This is a genomic window from Wolbachia endosymbiont of Cylisticus convexus (assembly GCF_003344345.1).
This window is the reverse complement of record NZ_QPIP01000143.1, coordinates 1-2,635: the sequence shown is the minus strand read 5'-3', so window position 1 is coordinate 2,635 and position 2,635 is coordinate 1. Positions and strand designations below refer to the sequence as shown.

Below are 2,635 nucleotides of genomic sequence, written 5' to 3'. Positions count from 1 at the left end.
TTTAAAAAAATTACTTCTACTTTTGCTTTCTGTAATTCTTCAAGTAAAACCATCTGATATGCATATTTACGCGATAAACGATCAGGAGAATGAATATAGATTATGTCAATTTTACCTTCTGCTACTTTATTACGTAATTTTTCTAAGGCAGGACGAACTAAATTAGATCCACTATAGCCATTATCAACGAATTTATGTTCATCTAGCAATTCATGCCCATCTGCTTTAATTTTATTTTCTAAAGCTGAAAGTTGACTTGCAATCGTATTCTCTTGTACTTGTTTTTCTGAAGAAACTCTTGCATATAAGCTTACTGTTAACATTTGATCCTCCTTGAAGTTCTTTTTTATTTGCATTTACTGAATACTTTAGCACTGGCATTAATTTTGTGTAGGCGTCTAATAAATATACCTCTGCCAACCTATCAGGTTCATAACTAACTCGTATGGCAAATCTTTCTTTACTGTTCATAACATTCCATTTAAATAATATGCTCATTATTAATCCACTACATTAAAGCTGATAATTAGTTCGTCATTAGCGTCATAAATAAATGGAGCTCTTACTTTTGGACATAAAAGTTTTCTGGAAATACTTTTTTCAAGTTTTAAATTGTTGGCAACATTGTCGTAGGTGTACTGACCACTCCTGTTAACAGTAGGATCATGAGAAGGGATTATGGGTCGAGATTATTTGAGTTAGTGGATAAGCCAATAAATAGAGATTTAACACTTGAGATATATGCGGCAACTGCAGAAGCTTTGGAAAAATGGGAAAAGAGGTTTAAGTTAGAAAAAGTAAAAGTTGAAGGAGTAAAAGAAGGAAAAGTGACGCTTGGTCTAGAAGGATTGTATCTGCCAATGGGAAGAAAGATTCGCTTCGATGGGGTTGTAGTTTAAAGATGCAGCAGCTAAATATTGTAGAAAAGCCAAATTTCGAGGAAATATTTTCAAGAATGAAAGAAGAGTTAGTCCGTAGAGATGAAACCTTTTCAGCGTTAGTAGAAAGTGACCCAGCGATGAAGGTATTAGAAGTAGCAGCATGGAGGGAATTGTTACTGAGACAAAGAATAAATGAATCAGTAAAGAGCAATTTACTAAAATTTGCAACGGTTGATAACTTAGCTGAATTTTATGGAGTAGAGAGAGAAAAAGAAGAAGAGGATGAAAGATTTAGAAAGAGGGTAAAAGCAAAAATAGCAGGTTGGTCAACAGGAGGAAGTAAGGAATATTATAAATATCATGCACTGTCAGCAGATAGTAGAGTAAAAGATGCACTAGTAGAATCACCTATACCAGGAAAAGTACAAATTTCAATCTTATCAACACAATTATCCACAACTGGCATAGTGTTAGAAGAGCTACTTGAAATTGTAAGAAAGCAAGTTACTAGAGATGATATAAGGGTTTTAACCGATACAGTAACAGTAATTGGTTGCAATATTACGGAAATAGATATTCACAGCAGAATGAGCATAAGTCCTGTAATATCGAAGGAGGAAATCAAGAAGCAGTTTATTAAGAAGTTTGAAGCAAATAGAAGGCTGGGATGGAATGTTACAAGATCTTGGATAATAGCAAATTTGTTTGTAGAGGGTGTAGAAAACGTAGAATTAATCGAGCCAAAAGAGGATGTTGTAGTACTGGGGAATGAGTGTGCAGTGCTTGGCCACGTCAAGTTAGATAGGATTTAAAACGTATTTTTTTGTTTTGTGCCAGTGAGGGGATTGCGTGCAATAAGTGGTTTACTGGATAAAAATACCCAATGTTAGGGAGACGAAAGTATTGATTTTCTTCCAGAAGTTGTAATTTGTTTTTTAAAGTATGGATAATATGGTCAAATATTAAGGAAAGTGTTTTTGATATTAAGAACATCTTTATTTTTGATCAGTTCTGCAATGACCTCTTGCTTACTCATAAGCTACCTAAATAAAGGAAATTAAAGCAACTTGAAAGAAAAGACAAATGAAAAGTTTATTACCGCCAAACGCAACAAAGCAAGAGCAAGCACTGGTTGATGCAATAGATTATAAGGTTGATCCAAGCTGTATCAAAGGATTTAAGTTTAATCTTAAAGAAGAAACATTGCCGTGGTTGATTGAGGAATATGAATTGGGGGAAATTCTACGTTGGATAAAGGATAAAAGAAAAGCCGTAGTAGAAGGAGTAAAATTTCAAAGACTGAGAGGAACACCTAAATCACTTAAAATAGCACTCAAGTGGGCAAATATAGAAGATATTAAAATTATCGAAGAACCACCTGGTAAACACTTTTTTGAGTTGCAAGTAGGGATAAAAGAGGTACCAAATGACTTCTTCGTAGATGCAGTAGTAGAGCTGGCAAAACTATCACTGCCTGTAAGATCCAGATTGATGAGGATTTTTAACGATTATTATAATGCGCAGAGATTTATATTGGATGAGAGTTTATTTGGAGATCTTCTTTCTGATTATTCAGGGGTAAAAATAGAAAAAGATGGACCAGTGTTATCATTTGGAAGAGTAAATTTTTTCAGGTCTAGTGGTCCAGTTATTAGGATTATAGAAAACTATCTACGCGATCATTATGAACGAGCTTTAAGCAATGATATATATCGCCTAGATGTAGCAATCCTTGGAGAAACCGAGCCTCACAC

General features: G+C 34.3%; 4 protein-coding genes. 3 read left to right on the top strand and 1 reads right to left on the bottom strand.

Annotated elements, in window-relative coordinates; translation table 11 throughout:
* Positions 1-356 (bottom strand): recombinase family protein (locus tag Wcon_RS09270; RefSeq protein WP_237349973.1); only part of this gene is annotated, 356 nt, incomplete at its 3' end.
* A gap of 255 nt (positions 357-611) precedes the next feature.
* On the opposite strand from Wcon_RS09270, the gene Wcon_RS09265 reads away from it, so the two are divergent.
* The 3 genes from Wcon_RS09265 to Wcon_RS09255 form a co-directional block, all read left to right on the top strand.
* Positions 612-899, top strand: a complete 288-nt coding sequence (locus Wcon_RS09265; protein WP_237350138.1) for a GPW/gp25 family protein — start codon at positions 612-614, stop codon at positions 897-899.
* Between the two features lie 2 nt (positions 900-901).
* Positions 902-1,693, top strand: coding sequence for a baseplate assembly protein (locus Wcon_RS09260; RefSeq protein WP_114517919.1), 792 nt, complete (start codon positions 902-904; stop codon positions 1,691-1,693).
* Between the two features lie 271 nt (positions 1,694-1,964).
* Positions 1,965-2,635, top strand: a 671-nt coding sequence (locus Wcon_RS09255; protein ID WP_237350137.1) for a phage tail protein, incomplete at its 3' end; no start/stop codon positions are given.